14 protein-coding genes are annotated in these 16728 nt (G+C 58.7%); 7 read left to right on the forward strand and 7 right to left on the reverse strand.

Translation table 11 applies throughout. The features are described 5' to 3' along the window. Positions 1 to 7: 7 nt before the first annotated feature. Positions 8 to 739, reverse strand: a complete 732-nt coding sequence (locus ACJBF3_RS05065) for a flagellar brake protein (RefSeq protein ID WP_047723357.1) — start codon at positions 737 to 739, stop codon at positions 8 to 10. Positions 740 to 948: 209 nt separating this feature from the next. On the opposite strand from ACJBF3_RS05065, the gene ACJBF3_RS05070 reads away from it, so the two are divergent. Together ACJBF3_RS05070 and ACJBF3_RS05075 are read left to right on the forward strand one after the other, a co-directional pair. After that, positions 949 to 1203: a GlsB/YeaQ/YmgE family stress response membrane protein gene (locus tag ACJBF3_RS05070; RefSeq protein WP_023293926.1), complete on the forward strand. Its 255-nt coding sequence runs from the start codon at positions 949 to 951 to the stop codon at positions 1201 to 1203. Between the two features lie 112 nt (positions 1204 to 1315). Beyond that, entirely contained in the window at positions 1316 to 3418 is a 2103-nt protein-coding gene (locus ACJBF3_RS05075) for a TonB-dependent siderophore receptor (protein WP_045326670.1), read from the forward strand. 62 nt (positions 3419 to 3480) lie between these two features. On the opposite strand, the gene ACJBF3_RS05080 is transcribed toward ACJBF3_RS05075, so the two are convergent. Next, positions 3481 to 5166: an alpha,alpha-trehalase gene (locus ACJBF3_RS05080; RefSeq protein ID WP_045326669.1), complete on the reverse strand. Its 1686-nt coding sequence runs from the start codon at positions 5164 to 5166 to the stop codon at positions 3481 to 3483. Between the two features lie 102 nt (positions 5167 to 5268). Continuing rightward, on the reverse strand, positions 5269 to 6225 hold the full coding sequence (locus ACJBF3_RS05085; protein WP_045326668.1) for an AraC family transcriptional regulator: 957 nt from the start codon (positions 6223 to 6225) through the stop codon (positions 5269 to 5271). 115 nt (positions 6226 to 6340) lie between these two features. Between ACJBF3_RS05085 and ACJBF3_RS05090 the strand changes: the two genes are divergently transcribed. Then, the gene (locus ACJBF3_RS05090; RefSeq protein ID WP_045326667.1) at positions 6341 to 7528 is read left to right on the forward strand and encodes an MFS transporter; all 1188 of its coding nucleotides are present in this window, start codon (positions 6341 to 6343) and stop codon (positions 7526 to 7528) included. A gap of 41 nt (positions 7529 to 7569) precedes the next feature. On the opposite strand, the gene gap is transcribed toward ACJBF3_RS05090, so the two are convergent. Beyond that, positions 7570 to 8580: a type I glyceraldehyde-3-phosphate dehydrogenase gene (gap, locus tag ACJBF3_RS05095; RefSeq protein ID WP_045326666.1), complete on the reverse strand. Its 1011-nt coding sequence runs from the start codon at positions 8578 to 8580 to the stop codon at positions 7570 to 7572. A 78-nt stretch (positions 8581 to 8658) separates the two neighbouring features. Further along, positions 8659 to 9639 carry a GlxA family transcriptional regulator gene (locus tag ACJBF3_RS05100; RefSeq protein ID WP_045326665.1) on the reverse strand — a complete coding sequence of 327 codons (981 nt, stop codon included), beginning with the start codon at positions 9637 to 9639 and terminating at the stop codon, positions 8659 to 8661. A 149-nt stretch (positions 9640 to 9788) separates the two neighbouring features. Here ACJBF3_RS05100 and ACJBF3_RS05105 point away from each other — a divergent pair, with 149 nt between their 5' ends. Both ACJBF3_RS05105 and ACJBF3_RS05110 read left to right on the forward strand, forming a co-directional pair. Then, on the forward strand, positions 9789 to 10757 hold the full coding sequence (locus ACJBF3_RS05105) for a fatty acid desaturase (RefSeq protein WP_045326663.1): 969 nt from the start codon (positions 9789 to 9791) through the stop codon (positions 10755 to 10757). Beyond that, complete coding sequence (locus ACJBF3_RS05110; RefSeq protein ID WP_045326661.1) at positions 10754 to 11512, forward strand: phosphate/phosphite/phosphonate ABC transporter substrate-binding protein; 759 nt, start codon at positions 10754 to 10756, stop codon at positions 11510 to 11512. The genes ACJBF3_RS05105 and ACJBF3_RS05110 overlap by 4 nt, the downstream gene beginning before the upstream one ends. Here the strand turns inward: ACJBF3_RS05110 and ACJBF3_RS05115 are convergent. Both ACJBF3_RS05115 and ACJBF3_RS05120 read right to left on the reverse strand, forming a co-directional pair. After that, positions 11491 to 12387, reverse strand: a complete 897-nt coding sequence (locus tag ACJBF3_RS05115) for a LysR family transcriptional regulator (protein WP_045326660.1) — start codon at positions 12385 to 12387, stop codon at positions 11491 to 11493. The genes ACJBF3_RS05110 and ACJBF3_RS05115 overlap by 22 nt on opposite strands. A gap of 21 nt (positions 12388 to 12408) precedes the next feature. Beyond that, a complete protein-coding gene (locus ACJBF3_RS05120) occupies positions 12409 to 14697 on the reverse strand; it encodes an FdhF/YdeP family oxidoreductase (RefSeq protein ID WP_045326659.1) in 2289 nt (762 codons plus the stop codon). 1002 nt (positions 14698 to 15699) lie between these two features. Here ACJBF3_RS05120 and ACJBF3_RS05125 point away from each other — a divergent pair. Both ACJBF3_RS05125 and tssJ read left to right on the forward strand, forming a co-directional pair. Continuing rightward, the gene (locus ACJBF3_RS05125; RefSeq protein WP_045326657.1) at positions 15700 to 16194 is read left to right on the forward strand and encodes a hypothetical protein; all 495 of its coding nucleotides are present in this window, start codon (positions 15700 to 15702) and stop codon (positions 16192 to 16194) included. Between the two features lie 23 nt (positions 16195 to 16217). Further along, positions 16218 to 16721, forward strand: a complete 504-nt coding sequence (gene tssJ / locus ACJBF3_RS05130; protein ID WP_045326656.1) for a type VI secretion system lipoprotein TssJ — start codon at positions 16218 to 16220, stop codon at positions 16719 to 16721. The last annotated feature ends 7 nt before the right edge of the window (positions 16722 to 16728 follow it).

The following is a 16728-nucleotide window of genomic DNA, read 5'->3' on the forward strand; positions in this document are numbered from 1 at the left end:
GATTTCTTCACAGGACCTTATTCGCGCGTTCACGCGCCTCTCGCTCCAGAGAATAGATGATGCGCTGCAGCTCGCGCTCTGCACCGGGTCCGACGTTCAGGAAACGGAAGCTCAGACGCGGCGTGGTAATCGTTTCGTTTTTGCTGTCCACGACGGTGCGGTCGCTGATGGCAATCAGCTGTGCATCGAAATAAAAGCGACCCCAGCCGCCCGTATCCAGTTCAATTTGCGTAAACCGCATGCCCTCTACCAGTCCGTCGGGTTTTGGCGTATCCATCAGCGCGCCCATGCCGCCGAGCGACAGATCGAAGAGGCGGAAGCGGAGCTCTTTTTTGTCCGGCATTTTGGCCTTACAAAAATAGGCGGGATGGAGCGGGGCGCTGATGCGAAAGTATTCACGGCGTTGAACAAACCAGAGATTGGTGGGAAGCGGGGTCACAAAGGCCGGAAGCCCCTGGTATTCGCTCAGCTCCAGTCGCGACAGGACAAACTCCACTTTAGCACCCTGCGTTTCGGCCATCACTGCGATATTTTCCGCCCTCATCGCCGCGCGGTTTTCATACTCCTGGCTGCCTAAATCAATCACCAGCCGCTCCTGCGAGGCGTCGAGGATCTTGCTGATGAACTGATTATTCGACCAGCTGATGCGCAGCGGCACTTCGCCTTTTTGCAGGTCGCGTAATACCCCTAATACAGCCAGCGGATTTTGCTTGAGGAACTGCTCACTGTAATGACTCACGCCGGATGGCTCCTTGATAGATTGACAGACTGTCTTAGCGTTATCGGCACTCCGCAATGAAACTTAATACAAACCGGTGAGTTTTTTTTGCCTGTTTTCGCAAAGATAAGTTGGTGAGAAGAAAATGATTTTCCGGCGATAGCCTATACTTAAGCTAGCTGTGCAGAAGGTTTTCTGCGCACGCGTTAAACCTGTAAGAGGGCATCGCTATGGGTATCATCGCCTGGATTATCTTTGGTCTTATTGCTGGCGCTATTGCGAAATTGATCATGCCGGGAAACGATGGCGGCGGCTTTATTTTGACCTGCGTACTCGGGGTCGTTGGTGCAGTTGTGGGCGGCTGGCTGGCGACAATGTTTGGCTTCGGAGGCAACATCAGTGGTTTCGACCTGCACAGTTTTCTGGTCGCTGTCGTGGGTGCCATTGTGGTGCTGGGCGTATTCAGGTTACTGCGACGAGCATAAATTGACATCAACGGCTCTCTGCGGAGGGCCGTTTTTTTGCCTGAGTATTGCTTTGTTAATCTAAATGATAATAATTGTCGTTCCTTATTGCATCTAACAACAAGACGACATTATGACTCCTTCACGCTTTACGCTATGCGCCCTGGCAGGCGCCGTCACGCTCGCTTTGCATGTCCCGGCCTTCGCCGAAGAATCCACTATTGTCGTCACGGGCGCAGAGCAGGGCAGCGCGCTGCCGGCCTGGACGAACAGCGCCACGAAATCGGCCGTTGCTGAAAGTAAAACGCCGCAGGTCATCACCACCGTCTCCGGGCCGGAAATTGAAAAGCGCCACGCGAATTCCGTGAATGAAATCCTGCGCTATGCCCCGGGCGTCTCGACCGAGGTGCGGGGTAATACTTCCTACATGAGCGAATACAAAATTCGTGGCTTTACCGTCGACCAGGAGTTCTACAACGGGCTGCAGCTGCCCTATAACGTCACCGGCAATACCAAAGCCCGCATCGATCCGCTGTTGATAGAGAGCGTTGATATCCTGAAAGGTCCCTCATCGGTGCTTTACGGCGGCGGCTCGCCGGGCGGGCTGGTGAATATCCAGAGCAAAAAGCCGCAGCGGGAAGCGCGAACCGTAATCGGTTTTAACACCGGCAACCGCAGCCTGAAAGAGGGCTATCTCGACTCAACCGGGCAGCTTGCCGACAGCGACTGGAACTACCGCCTGCTGGGCAAAGCGACGGAAAATGACGATCAGCCGCACACCACCCGGTATGAAAACTACCTGATTGCCCCGTCCGTCACCTGGCAACCTGACAGTAAAACCCGCCTCACCCTGGATGCAATAGCGCAGAACTCTCCGAGCCTGACGCCGTCAAACCCGCTGCCGCTCGCGTACCTGCGTTCGAAGTACGCTGGCAAGCGCGACTACGCTGGCGATGAGTGGAGCGGGTTTAAGCAGCGCCAGTGGATGCTGGGCTACAGCTTTGAACACGAGTTCGACAGCGGCTGGGGCTTTAACCAGAAGGCGCGCTATTTCGACGTCGACACGCATCAGCGCAGCGTTTATGCAACGGGCGCCGGGAGCGAGGTTTATCAGCTCAACCGCTTTGCCTACACCACCGATGAAGATCTGAAGAGCTTCAACATCGATAACCAGGTCACCAAAACCGTGGCGCTGGGCGACTGGAAACACCACCTGCTGGCCGGGTTTGACTATCAGAAGATGGACTCCCACTTCCACTATCGCTACGCGTCGGCCACGCCGGGCATGGATATGCGCCATCCTGACTATTCGCAAATCAGCGAAAGCGCGCTGGGGCTCTATACCGCCCAGAAAAACCGTCTGAGCTATCAGCAGAACGGCTATTACCTGCAGGATCAGGTGGAGTGGGGAGGCCTCAACCTGCTGGGCAGCCTGCGCTACGACGATTACCGCTCCGTCACCACCAACTACCTGCAAAACGGTGATAAGGCCTGGGTATCGCAGGATCGCGTCACCAAACGCCTGGGCGCGCTTTACGCCTTCGATAACGGGATTTCACCGTTTATCAGCTACTCCGAAGGTTTTGCGCCGGTATCCCCGCAGGGCACGCTCGTGGCGAAAGAGGTCAAACCGACCACCAGCAAGCAGGTGGAGGGCGGGGTAAAATATCTGCTGGCCGACTACGCCACCACCTTTACCGCCTCGGTGTTTAACATCCGGCAGAAAAACGTCGTCACCTCCGACCCGGGTTTCCTGAACTATCGTCAGACCGGGGAAGTGGAATCTAAAGGCGCAGAGCTCTCCGCCATCAGCCGTCCGACGGACAGCCTGACGCTGATTGCCAGCTATGCCTATACCCACGCCATCAATACCGCAGATGATAAATACCAGGGTAAACGTCCGACGCAGGTGCCGGAGAATGCCTTCAACCTCTGGGGAGATTACACCTTTGAGAACACGCCGCTGAAGGGGCTGATGCTGGGGGCGGGGGCGCGCTACACCGGCCCGATGGAAATTTCTCCGTCCAACGATGCGGGCAAGCTGGGCGGCACCACCCAGTACGATCTGGCGGCGTCGTATCGGATGGGCGACATTCTGCCTTCGCTGGCGGGACTGACGCTTAAGGCGAGCATGCAGAACATCACCAACAAAGAGACGCTGACCTGCTACGACGCGACCAACTGCTGGATTGGGCGCGACAGGACGTATCAGCTAGGGGCGAGTTATAGTTTCTAAGTAACTCCCTGTGAGTTCAAAATGTAGGCCGGGTAAGGCGTAGCCGCCACCCGGCAATAACCTTACTGCGCCGTCGCCTTCACCGGCACCGCCTCATCATTCGCCGCAGGCCGATTCTCCGGCACGCTGTCGCACGGTTTCTCTTTCGGGCAGACCCGATCCAGCATCTTCAGCGTCACGCCGTTGCTCCAGCCGAAGCCGTCCTGCAGCGGGTACTCGCCGCCGCCGCCGCCCGTTCCGGTTGTCGACACGTCATATTTCTCAACCAGTTTCTTCTCGCGGTCGTAGGTATGCTGAACGTTCTTCAGGAAGCGCCAGGTGACGTCCATTGAGACCTTCTCTTTCCCGTAGTTCTGCAACCCTTCCGCCGCCACCCACTGCAGCGGGGCCCAGCCGTTTGGCGCATCCCACTGCTGGCCGCTGTTGACGGTGGTGGTCGCTATCCCGCCCGGCTGCAGCAGGCGTGAAGACGTTGCCGCGGCGACTTTATCGGCCCGATCCTGCGCTGCCGCCTTCACGTAAAGCGGGAACAGGGCCGCTGCCGTGAGCTGATTGCGTACCTTCTTGCTCTTCAGATCGTAATCGGCGTACCAGCCCTCTTTATCATTCCACAGATGGCTCTCGATGGCCTTCTGACGGGCGGTGGCCAGCGCCTCAAACCTGTTTGCGCTGGCGGCGTCACCGCTCTCCTGGCTTGCCCGCGCCAGCAGTTTTTCCATTCTGAACATCAGGGCGTTGAGGTCCACGGGCACGATGCTGGTCGTGCGGATGGTGCCAAGCTTTTTCGGATCGTCCATCCAGCGGGAGCTAAAGTCCCATCCCGAGGCCGCGGCGGAACGCAGGTCACGGTAGATCTCGGTGGCGGGTCGGTTAGGGTTACTTTTGGCGGTATTCACATCGTCAAGCCAGGACTCCGGGCGCGGGGTGTCGCGGTCATCCCAGTAGCGGTTGAGGACAGCGCCGTCGTCCAGCTTCACCACGCGCTTGTTGGCCTGGCCCGGCTGAAGGGCGTCAACGCCGTCCATCCAGTAGGCATACTCTTTCTCCATCTGCGGACGGTATTTCTTCAGCGCATCGCTGTCGTGCGTCGCCAGCAGTTCCACCATCAGCGAGAAGAACGGCGGCTGGGAGCGGCTCAGGTAATAGCTGCGGTTGCCGTTGGGAATATGGCCGAAGGCGTCAATCTCATACGCAAAGTTATCCACCATATCGCTGATTTTGCCCCAGTGGCCGCTCTCCGCCAGGCCCAGCATGGTGAAATAGCTGTCCCAGTAGTAAACCTCGCGGAAGCGGCCGCCGGGGACAACGTAAGGTTTGGGTAATGGCAGCAGGGAATCCCATTTGTTGCTGGCTTTATCGGTGGTGCGGGTCAGCACGGGCCAGAGATCGTCAATGTGCTCGCGCAGGCTTTGTCCGGCAGGCGGAACATATTTTTCCCCTTCTGAAGGGAGCGTGAAGTTCATCTCGACAAAATGGCGCAGGTCAAAGCTGGACTGCGTGCGCTGCATCCGGTAATCCGCCAGGATCATGAGCGGGTCGCTTTTGGGGACGGCATCCGCGAAGGTTTTCTGATCGGGAAACAGTTTGGCTGTTTGCACGTCGCTAAACAGCGGGCCCAGCAAAATATCGGGTGAGGTTGTCTGGGATGCGGGGCTATCGTCGGCATAACCCATTGTCGTCATGCCGAGCAGCGCGCTTCCTAGCGCAAGCGGCAAGAACGCGGGGCGTAGTGTGCGAGGTCTTATCATTCTTTCGTCTCCTGTCTTCACTAAACAGCGTGACCGCTGTTGTCAATCACCTGAAAACCTTAGACGAATATTGCCCGCTTCGCGTTAAATATTGCTGGCCAGTCAGACCTCTTCCGTCGTCTGGCTGGCCTCCCGCAGCGTGCCCGGCGCATGGCCGATGATGCGCTTAAATGCCCGGCTAAACGCCGCCAGAGAGCCGTACCCCAGGCGCAGCGCAACGGTTTCAATCGGCTGATGTTCATGGCGAATGTACTGAATAGCCAGCCGCATCCTAAGCTCGCTGAGATATTTTGCCGGGGTCGTCCCCGTCGCGGCCAGAAACCGTTCGGCGAACACCGATCGGGACGTGCCCGCTTCTTTTGCCAGCTCCGCCACGCTCCAGTTCAGGCCAGGCTGCTGGTGCATGGCGTAAATGGCGCGGCTCAGGCGCGGATCGCGCAGGACCTGCACCCAGCCGGTGGCCTTACCACAGCCGCCTTCAACCCAGCCGCGCACGATTAACGCCGCCACCACGTCGGCCAGGCGCGCAAGGATCCCGGCGTACCCGGCCTGACGCGCGGCGGATTCCCGCTCCATCGCCGCCAGCAGCGGGTGAATTTCCGGCCAGGTGGTCATCAGCCGGCTGACCATCATCACTTCCGGCATCGCCTTGATCAGCGGCTGCATTCCGCCAAGCTCAAAATCCATGCATCCGCTAAAGATGAGGGTGTTCTCGCTTTCCGGGCAGGGCTCGCAGGTGATGGCACAGACCGAGCTGCAGATCGGCTCGCTCGGGAAGGCATTGACAGGAGTAATGGTTGCCTGCTCGTCAGAGAGCAGGGCATGGGAATTCCCGCCGGGAATAAAGAGCGCGTCGCCGCCGCTCAGTTCAAACGTCGCGCCGCTCTCCATTCGCAGCAGGGCGCTACCTTGGCTCACAAAATGGAACTGTGCCCTGCCGGGGGCCTGATGAAACGCGACGCCAAACGGCGCGCTGGCCTCGATTCGCCGGTATTTCACGCCTGACAGACGCATGCCGCGTAAAAGCTCGCTGATCAGATCGGGGGACTGTACGGTCATGGCGCAACTCCGGACGAATAATCAATAAGTGGAGATTATATGTCATAGATCGTCCAGGGTGAACCTTCTATGCTTTTGCGACAGTTGTCACATTTTTATAACGGGAGAAAAACAGATGAATTCATGTGTCGCGGCGAGCGAGGCGGTAGCGCCTGCAAAACCCGCCTGGCGGGCCGTCTATTCCCTGGGGCTGGGCGTGTTTGGTTTGATTACGGCAGAATTCCTGCCCGCCAGTCTGTTAACGCCGATGGCCGCGAGCCTGGGCGTCAGTGAGGGAATGGCCGGGCAGGCCGTTACCGCCACCGCGCTGGTGGCGCTGGTGACCGGGCTGCTGATTACGCCAGCGACCAAAAGCATCGACCGCCGCTGGGTGCTGATGTTTTTCTCGGTGCTGCAAATTATCTCCAGCCTGCTGGTGGCTTTTGCGCCGAATCTGCACGTCCTGCTGATGGGGCGTCTGCTGCTCGGGGTCGCCATCGGGGGTTTCTGGGCGATGTCGACGGCCACGACGATGCGTCTGGTTCCGGCGGATAAAGTGCCGAAGGCGCTGGCGGTGATCTTCTCCAGCGTATCGATTGCCACGGTGGTCGCCGCGCCGCTGGGAAGCTATCTGGGCAGCCTGATCGGCTGGCGCAACGTGTTTATTCTCTGCATTCTGCCGAGCATGCTGGCGCTGCTGTGGCAGCTCTGGGTGCTGCCGTCCATGAAGCCGGAGAGCAGCGGCAGCCTGAGTACCCTGTTCCGCGTGCTGCGTCGTCCGGGGATGATCGGCGGCATGCTGGCGACCATCCTGATCTTCAGCGGCCATTTCGCCTTCTTTACCTACCTGCGCCCGTTCCTGGAGACGGTGGGGCAGGCGAGCGTGGAGACCATTTCGCTGATCCTGCTGGGCTTTGGGCTGGCCAACTTTGTCGGCACCTCCATTGCCGGACATCTGCTGGCCCGTAATCTGCGCCTGACGCTGGCGCTGGTGCCGTTCGGCATGGGCGTACTCGCGCTGATGATGGTGGCGTTTGGTCATCTGGCGATGCTGGACGGGCTGCTGGTCGCCCTGTGGGGCTTTGCGTTTGGTCTGGTTCCGGTGGGCTGGTCAACCTGGCTTGCCACCACCGTTCCGGATGAAGCCGAGAGTGCGGGGGGACTGCTGGTGGCCTCCATTCAGCTGGCGATAAGCGCCGGTGCGGCCGGGGGCGGGGCGGTATTTGACCTCAGCGGCGCAAGCGGCGTGTTCGCGGGCAGCGGTTTCCTGCTGGTGACGGCGATGGTGATTGTGTTTATGGGGGTGAAGGTTAAGGCGGAGTGATGCATTTGCCGGGTGAGCGTTAACGCCACCCGGCGCAAGACTTATAGCCCTTTCTTATCCATAAATACCGCCAAATCCACCAGGCGGTTTGAGAATCCCCACTCGTTGTCATACCACGCCAGGATCTTCACCATGTTCCCGCCAATGACCAGCGTGGAAAGCCCGTCGATAATCGAGGAGCGCGGGTCGCCCTGGTAATCACTGGAGACCAGCGGCTCATCGCTATAGCCCAGAATGCCCTTAAGGGGCCCGCTGGCGGCAGCCTGACGGAACGCGTCATTCACCTCGTCGGCGGTGACGCTACGGCTCAGGGTGACCGTTAAGTCGACAATCGACACCACCGGCACCGGCACGCGCAGGGAGTACCCGGTCAGCCTGCCGTCCAGGGAGGGGATCACTTTCCCCAGCGCTTTTGCCGCGCCGCTTGAGTAAGGCACAATCGACAGCGCCGCCGCGCGCGCGCCACGCAGGTCTTTCTCCGGCTGATCGTGCAGCGCCTGGCTGTTGGTGTAGGCATGCGTGGTGTTCATCAGGCCATGCTCAATCCCGAACTGCTGATGCAGCACCTGAGCGGCCGGAGCCAGTCCGTTCGTGGTGCAGCTCCCGTTGCTCACCACCGCGTGGCGGGCGGGATCGTACTGATCGTGGTTGACGCCCATCACAATCGTCAGGTCGTCGTTCTTCCCGGGGGCGGAAATGATGACGCGCTTAGCGCCGCCGTGGGTGATATGCACCGCCGCTTTTTCCCGCTCGGTAAAGAAGCCGGTGGCCTCAATCACCACGTCAGCGCCGACGTCACGCCACGGGATATTCGCCGGGTCGCGTTCGCTAAACACCGCAATCCGCTGTCCGTCTACCTGCAGCGTGCCGTCTGCCGCTTCGACCGGTGCGGGCAATTTACCCAGAAGGGAATCATGCTTCAGCAGGTGGGCGAGGGTTTTACTGTCCGTCAGATCGTTAATGGCCACAATCTGCAGATCCGGGTTACCCAGCGCCGCGCGCAGGAAATTACGTCCGATACGGCCGAAACCGTTAATACCGACCTTAACCATAGTGCACTCCTTATCTCTGTTGTCTGGAGTCACTGTAGGCGTCGGGCCGGTTGGCGTAAACGACAAAAAAGGATCAGATTACGCCATCTTGCGGCAGTGGAAGCGCTGGCGGTACTCGCCGGGGGTGAGGTGAAGCTGCTTCTCAAAGATGCGGCGCAAATTAATGCTGGTGCCAAACCCGCTTTGCTCCGCCACGCGCTCAAGGGGATCCTGCGTCTGCTCAAGCAGCTGGCGGGCGGCGGCCAGACGCGCTTCGGTCACGTAGCGGGCCGGAGAAACGCCCGCGTCGCGGGTAAACACGCGGGTGAAATTACGCGGGCTCATCGCCGCTTTTCCGGCAAGATTTTCCACGCACAGGTCGGCGCTGAGGTTCTGCAGGATAAAGCGTTGCACCTCGCTTATTGGCCCTGACGTATCCGGCTGCTGCAGGCTGTAACGGCTGAACTGCAGCTGGCCGCCAGGACGGCGCAGATACATCACCATATCCTGCGCCACGTCGCGGGCGAGGGTAAATCCATAGTCGTCTTCCACCAGCGCCAGGGTCAGGTCGAACCCGGAGCTCACGCCGCCGGAGGTCCAGATGGGGCCATCCTGAATGTACAGCGGGCCGCCTTCGACCCGGACTGATGGGTACTGTGCCTGCATCGTCTCCAGCAGCCGCCAGTGGGTCGTCGCGCGCCGCCCGTCCAGCAGGCCGGTCTGGGCCAGCAGCATCGCGCCGCCGCAGATAGAGGCGACACGCCGGGCGTGGGGCGCGGCGAGGTGCAGCCAGTCTACCACCGCCGTGCTCTCCTGCTCGTTCATGCCGCGTCCGGTAATGATAATCGTATCCAGCGGTTCGCGTGGATCCAGCTCCGGCAGGCGGTAATCCGCCAGCAGGTTCAGGCCGGACTGGCCGTGGATCACCTGGTGAGGCTGCGTGGTGGCGATGATAATCCGGTAGCGGGGGGCCGCGAGCCCTTCCGGGTGCAGCCGGTTGGCCTGCATCAGAATGTCGGCGATACCGGCGGCCTCAAACAGCATGCCCCCGTCGGGAACAATAATCAGGATCTTCTTCATGTCCTGAAAAGTACCTTTATCACAGAATAAGTCAAGCCGCGCGTGCGTCCCGCGCTTCTGGCAAAGCAAAGCGATTTAAGTTCTTTGTTATTTCAGGCGTTATCCCCGATCGTCAGGGCACTGTCTCTGGCGAAACGGCGTCTGAAGGAATGGGTCAACGAAGCTCTCTCTATTTACATCCGCAACAGCGTGAACACATCCGCCATCTCGCATCGGGTTTTATATGGCGTAGCGAACTGCCCACGTGGCTGTTAATCATCACTATTTATGCCGGCTGGTTTGCCTCGCTGACGTTCTGGCAAACGCTCGGCCTGTTGCCCGCCACGCTGCTGCTCGTCGGGTTTACCGCCTGGTATATGTCCCTGCAGCATGAGCTGATCCACGGGCACCCCACGCGTTTTGCCTGGGTTAACCAGCTGTTCGGCACGCTTCCGCTGGCGGTCTGGTATCCGTACGGCCTCTACCGTGACTCCCATCTCGCCCATCATCGACACCATAGCCTGACCCATCCGGTGGATGACCCGGAGTCGTACTATTTTACCGACGAGAGCTGGGCGCGTTTTTCTCCGTGGCAAAAGCGCGTCATTCGGGCCCGGAATACCTTCGCCGGGCGATTGATGCTGGCACCGCTGCTGGATATCCTTCAGACGCTGGGCAGCGCCGCTGCGGCATTTCGTCATCTTCACCTGCGGGCCATGTCCATGTGGCTGGTTCACGCGCTGCTGCTGGCGGCACTCTTCGCGTGGATGACGCATGTCGGTTTTTCACCCGTCTGGTTCGTGCTGGCGGTCAGCTATCCGGCGCTGGCGCTGACCAAGGTCCGATCCTTTTTCGAACATCGCGCGGCGGACGATCCGCTCGCGCGCTCCGTCATTAACGAGGCCGGGCTTTTCTGGCGGGTACTGTTTTTAAATCTCAACTACCATTCAGTGCATCACGATTTACCCGGCGTTCCGTGGTACGGGCTGAAGGCGATCTACCAGCAAAACCGGGAGGCCTACCAGCAGCGAAACCGCGGTTTTCTCGTCAGGGGCTACGGTGAGTGGCTGCGTCAGTTCTGGGTCAGGCCCGTTGACGTCACCGTTCACCCCGGAAAACAACAGGGGGGAGGGATATGAGTAATCTGCTGGCGTTCCCCATGTACGCGGTGGATCGCGCCGACACCCGCGCGCTCTGGCTGGCGGTTAAAGGGTTACTGGCTGCCCGGGGCGTGTCCGTCGATCGCGACCCCGGCTGGCCGGAATTTGACCTGCTGACCCACTGGCAGCAGCCTGCACTTGTCCTCAGCCAGACCTGCGGCTATCCGCTGGTCACGCAGCTCCCGGAGGTGCAGGTGGTCGGCTGTTTTCACTACGCGGCACCGGGCTGCGAAGGGTTTCAGTACCGCAGCTTTCTGGTGGTACGGGAGGAGGATCGGCACCTCACTCTGGCGGATTTTCGCGGACGACGCGCGGTCTGTAACGCTCCTGACTCGCAGTCCGGCTATAACGCGCTGCGCAAAAAAGTGGCTCCCCTGGCGAGCGACGGTCCATTCTTCGCGCAAACGTCCTTTAGCGGCAGCCATCGCCAGTCGCTGATTGACGTCAAACGCGGGGCGGGGGATATCGCGGCCATCGACTGCGTCACCTGGGCGCTGCTGCAGCGCCATGAGCCGGAACGCCTGAAGGGGCTGACGGTCATTGACCATACGCCGCTGACGCCGGGACTGCCGCTGATCACGTCGACTAATACACCTCCTGACATGCTTAACGCCCTTCGCGATGCGCTCCACGCGCTCGTGAGTTCGCCGGAACACCGGGCCGTCTGCGACGCGGCGCTCATCAACGGTTTTAGCGCGGTGACGCGTCAGGCCTACGCCTCTTTGCTGGCGTGATAAATCTCCCGCGCGTCGGTAAAACAGCGCAGCGCCAGCGAGGAGACGGGTTTCTGCCTGCGCATAATCAGGCCGACAGGCGCGTCAATGTTCGCGTCGGCGATGGGGACAATCCTGAAATGGCTGTTCAGATCCTCCAGGCCGTTGTTCAGAGGCATTACGGCGCAGCACACGCCGCTCTGCACCGCCTGAATGATCTGGAACGTGGAGTCGCTCTCGAAAACGGAGGTTGGTTCAATGCCTGCCGCGTTAAGGCTGGCCTCCACGTGGGCCCGGTAGTGCATCCCTTTGGTCAGAAACCCCAGCGGAAAATCCGTCAGGTCGTGCCAGGCCAATGTCTCCCGATCGAGCCGGAAGCGGCGAGTGTCGTGCAGCAGGCCCATCTTCGTGTTTGGCAGCCGGATAATGTCGAACAGGCTGGTGTCGATGCTGTTCAGATAGCAAATGCCCAGCTCCAGCTGATTGCGGCTGACGCCGTCGGCAATCTGCGCGGAGGACATGGCGTAGAGGCTGTAGGTCAGCTCCGGGTATTTCTGCGTCAGCAGGCGGATAAAGATCATCGGATCGACGCTCGCCAGCGGCACCATCCCCAGACGGAGTTCGCCCACCACCTGACCTTTGCACAGCGCGGCTTCCGCCTGTAGCCCGTCGTGCGCGGCCAGCAGGGCGCGGGCCCACGCGAGGATGCGTTCTCCCTCCGGCGTAAACCCTTCGAAACGCTGCCCGCGCGCAATCAGCACCAGCCCCAGCTCCTCCTCAAGGCTGCGGATGCGCATGGAGAGGGTTGGCTGGGTGATGTTGCACTGCGAGGCCGCCTTGCCAAAATGGCGGGTCTCGTCGAGCGCGATCAAATATTTTAACTGTTTAATATCCATCTTTTTTACGCGCGCGCAGCCCTACAGCATACGGATCTCTTTCGAGCGCAGGGTGATGCGAACCGGAACGGATTTGTACGACGGCGTACCGCTGTCCTTGTCCAGATAGTCAAGGGGTACCAGCACGTTGGCCTCCGGGTAATAGGCGCCGACGGTGCCCGGCGCGATGCTGTACGCCACCACGGTAATGTCGTTCAGACGCTGAACGCTGCCGGGCAGGGCGGTCTCGATATCCACGCGGTCGCCGTGCTCCAGCCCTGACTGTGCCATATCGTCTTCGTTCATAAACAGCACGTCGCGGCGGCCAAACACGCCACGGTAGCGGTCGTCCAGGGCGTAAATGGTGGTGTTGTACTGGTCGTGGCTGCGCAGGGTGATCAGGCGCAGAACATGCTCACCTTCACCGCTGGCGTTCTCGTGCACGCCGTCGAACACCGAGAACATCGCTTTTCCCGTCGCCGTCGGCCAGATTCGCTGCGTCGGCGGCAGCGGCATACGGAAGCCGCCGGGCACGCGGATCCGCGCATTGTACTGCTCGAAGCCCGGAATGGTCTGTTCGATCAGCTCGCGAATGCGGTCGTAATCCTCAACCAGCGTCAGCCAGTCCACGCGGGTTTCCGTCAGGGTCGCTTTCGCCATGCCGGCGACGATAGCAGGTTCCGAACGCAGTAACGGCGAGGCGGGCTTCAGCTTGCCGGATGAGGCATGCACCATCGACATCGAGTCTTCGACGGTAATGGACTGACGCCCGGTGGCCTGAATATCCAGCTCGGTACGGCCAAGGCACGGGAAAATATAGGTCTCTTTGCCCACCAGCAGATGGGTTCGGTTGAGCTTGGTGCCGACGTGGACGCTCAAATCCAGGTTGCCCATCGCCGGGAACCCCCGCTCGTGATCGGGCATTGCCACCGCAAAATTGCCGCCGAGGCAGATTAGCGCCTTCGCGCGGCCGTCGATCATCGCCTGGGTGGCCTGTACCGCATCGTGTCCGTGGTGAGACGGCGGCTCAAAGCCGAACACGTCTTTCAGGCGGTTAAGGAATGCCGGCGCAGGCTTCTCGCTAATCCCGACGGTGCGGTTACCCTGCACGTTCGAGTGACCGCGAAGGGGGCAGATACCCGCGCCGGGCTTGCCGATATTGCCGCGCAGCAGCAGCAGGTCGGCGATCAGGCGGACGTTTGCCGTGCCTTTATTGTGCTGGGTAATGCCCATCCCGTAGGTAATGATGGTGGCATTCGATTTCGCATAGGCCTCGGCCACCTGTTTGAGCGTCGACTGGCTCAGGCCTGACTCGCGTTCGATCTCGTCCCAGCGGGTCTGCGCGATGTCGGCGGCGAACGCCTCAATGCCCTGGGTGTGCTCGGCAATAAAGGCGCGATCCAGCACGCCACCGCGTTCGGCCTCCATCTCCAGCAGGTGTTTGGCAATGCCTTTCAGCGCGGCGGCATCGCCTCCGGCCTTCACCTGGAAGTAGGTTGAGGCGATGTCGGTGGAACTGTAGGTCGCCATTTCAATCACGCTTTGCGGGTCAGCGAAGCGTTCGAGCGCGCGTTCGCGCAGCGGGTTAAAGACGATAATCGGCACGTTGCGGCGCGCCAGCTCGTGGAGCGTGCCCATCATGCGCGGGTGGTTCGTACCGGGGTTATGACCGATGGAGATCACCAGCTCGGTCTTGTCGAAGTCGTCCAGCGAGACGGTCCCTTTGCCGATGCCAATCGAACGGGGCAAGCCGACGCTGGTGGCTTCATGGCACATGTTCGAGCAGTCGGGGAAGTTATTGGTGCCGTATTCACGGGCGAACAGCTGGAACAGATACGCCGCTTCGTTTGAGGCGCGCCCGGAGGTATAGAACTCGACCTGGTCCGGTTCGAGCCCGCGCAACACCTCGCCGATGCGTTGAAACGCCTCGTCCCAGTCGACGGGCCGAAAGGTGTCGCTTGCCCGGTCATAGCGCAGGGGATGCGTCAGCCGACCGTAGCCTTCCAGCTCGAAGTCCGATTTTGCCAGCAGGGAGGAGACGCTGTTTTCTGCCAGAAACGCGGGGGTGACGCGTTTGCTGGTCGCTTCCCAGGTCACCGCTTTGGCACCGTTCTCGCAGAACTGGAACGTCGACTTATGTTCTTTATCGGGCCACGCGCAGCCCGGACAGTCAAAACCGTCTGGCTGGTTGGTACGCAGCAGCGTGGCGGGAGCATCAAGGGTATCCATTTGAGTACGCACCGCGATGGCCGTCGCTTTTAGCGCGCCCCAGCCTCCGGCAGGACCGTCATAGTGTCTGATGCCCGGCACTGAGCGTCTTTTTTTGTTCATACCCACTCCTGATTTGTTCGGTCGCACAACGTCTGAACGCATAGAGCACTGCAGGGGACAATAAGCGAAAGCAATGACCACCGAAAATCGGGCCCACGCGTTGCGTGAAAATGCTTTTCCTTAAAGTGTTTTTATTACAGTGCGTTATCCGATCTGGTGATTAAATATTTAAAGAAATTATAACGAATATTTATCATTTGAATAATAAATCTTATCTATCGCGCGGTAGGCGGGATAGATGGCAGGTAGCGAGAGAAGATGTAGCGACAATAAAACTTCGAATGAAGCTGGCAGACGTTAGAAACAGAGGACGCTCGCGTCTGGCGTGCCGTTGCGCACATTTCACGCTGGCGATAATGCCGGGAAGGTTAACTACGACTTAATATTTAATGGCGATAATTTATGCCGAACAGGGTAATGATCGCGTCGCGAAATAGAGAGTTATTTTGCGCCGTAAAATTAACGCTGCGTTGCATAAGTGAAATATACGCACTATGGTCATGAGCAGTTTTCAATATTAAAGATGCGCTAATCGTGCAACAAATAATTCATCGATGATATATCCATTTGGCCTCAAAAATACGCGAATTCTACTAATTATGGTAGTGGCGATAATAGCCATGTTGCGTTAATGAAAGTGGTTCTCTTTTGGGTTTTTTATTTGAAAATCATGATCTTAATACTGTCCATCATGAAGAAATAAGAAAGTTGTAGGCCCGATCTGTTTTTATCATAGGATTAATCTTATATTTTGCCGACTGCTTCATTTACCAACAGTTACCTGACGGTAAATATTGAATTGAAGCGAAGCTCATGTAAACTTGTTTACCGTTTGTCAAAATATGTCAGGAAGACGCTGGGCCTTATTCTGAAGGGCTCGTGCGGTAGCTATGCCCTTAAAATAGTAACACCCCGAAAATATCCTGACTATTTTAACAATAGCACTTAAGTCAAACTTCATCCCCTTATCTTCATCATCGAAATATCGCTACGGAAAAGCATATGAAAATGCGCGTACTGTTTTCACTTCTGTTTGTAATGGCGGTGGCGGGCTGTAAAGCGCCGCAGAAACCTGTGGTCAACGACGATACGATCGAGACCAGCCAGGTCAACGGCGTCACCTTAACCCACCGTCACGCCGTGACGCCGCCAGCGGAGTTCACGCCGGTCAACGAGCCGTATCGTGCCATGTATCCGGCCTCCCTGATGAGCCGTCCTGACTTCGGCGGCAAAGTTATCCGTCATCTTGAGACCGGAAAAACCTACGTGGTGCTGGGGCAGGTTGAACACTACTGGATGGCGCTTGCCGATGAAGGTAATGAACAGCTGATTGGTTACGTCCCGATGCGCGCCGTGATCAAGGCTGACCAGTACGACGCTGCCGTGCGTAAACAGGCTATTCGTCCGAAGGCACGTAAAAAAGCGACCTGCGTCGATGTCGATGGCAACAGCAAGGCCTGCAAAGACAGCGCTAACGGTACCTGGATCCTGAACTAAACGGCTTTCATGAGCGCATTTTTATGAATCATAAAAATTTTCATAAGCTGTGGTTACTCTTTTACGCGGTGATTTTCGCCCTGGTCAGTGGCTGTACGTCGTCTTCACACAGCGACCCCTCTCGCTACAACCTGCAGTTTCAGGCTCATCCACAAATCAATGACTCTGCGCCGCTTAAGGTCCGGGTGCTGTTGCTGAAATCCGATGCGGATTTCATGTCCAGCGACTTCTACTCCCTGCAGAACAACGCGTCAGCCACGCTTGGCGCGAATCTGCTGAACAGCGATGTGTTCTTCCTGATGCCGGGACAGCTGTCAAAAACCCTCAGCGGGCAAAGCTCTCCGGAGGCCCGCTACATCGGCGTGATGGCGGAGTATCAGGTGCTGGATGGCAAAAAATGGCGCGTTTCACTCCCTCTGCCTGTGCCTGGCGAAAATCATATCTACCAGTTCTGGAAAGGGTCCGCAGATGAACTCCAGGCCAACGTTTTTCTCGACGTGAACGGCATTCGGGTCATCAGCCAGTAACGCGCTT

Origin of the sequence: Enterobacter sp. PP-008-ECC_S150 (assembly GCF_045257065.1) — a bacterium.
Classification (GTDB): domain Bacteria; phylum Pseudomonadota; class Gammaproteobacteria; order Enterobacterales; family Enterobacteriaceae; genus Enterobacter; species Enterobacter chengduensis.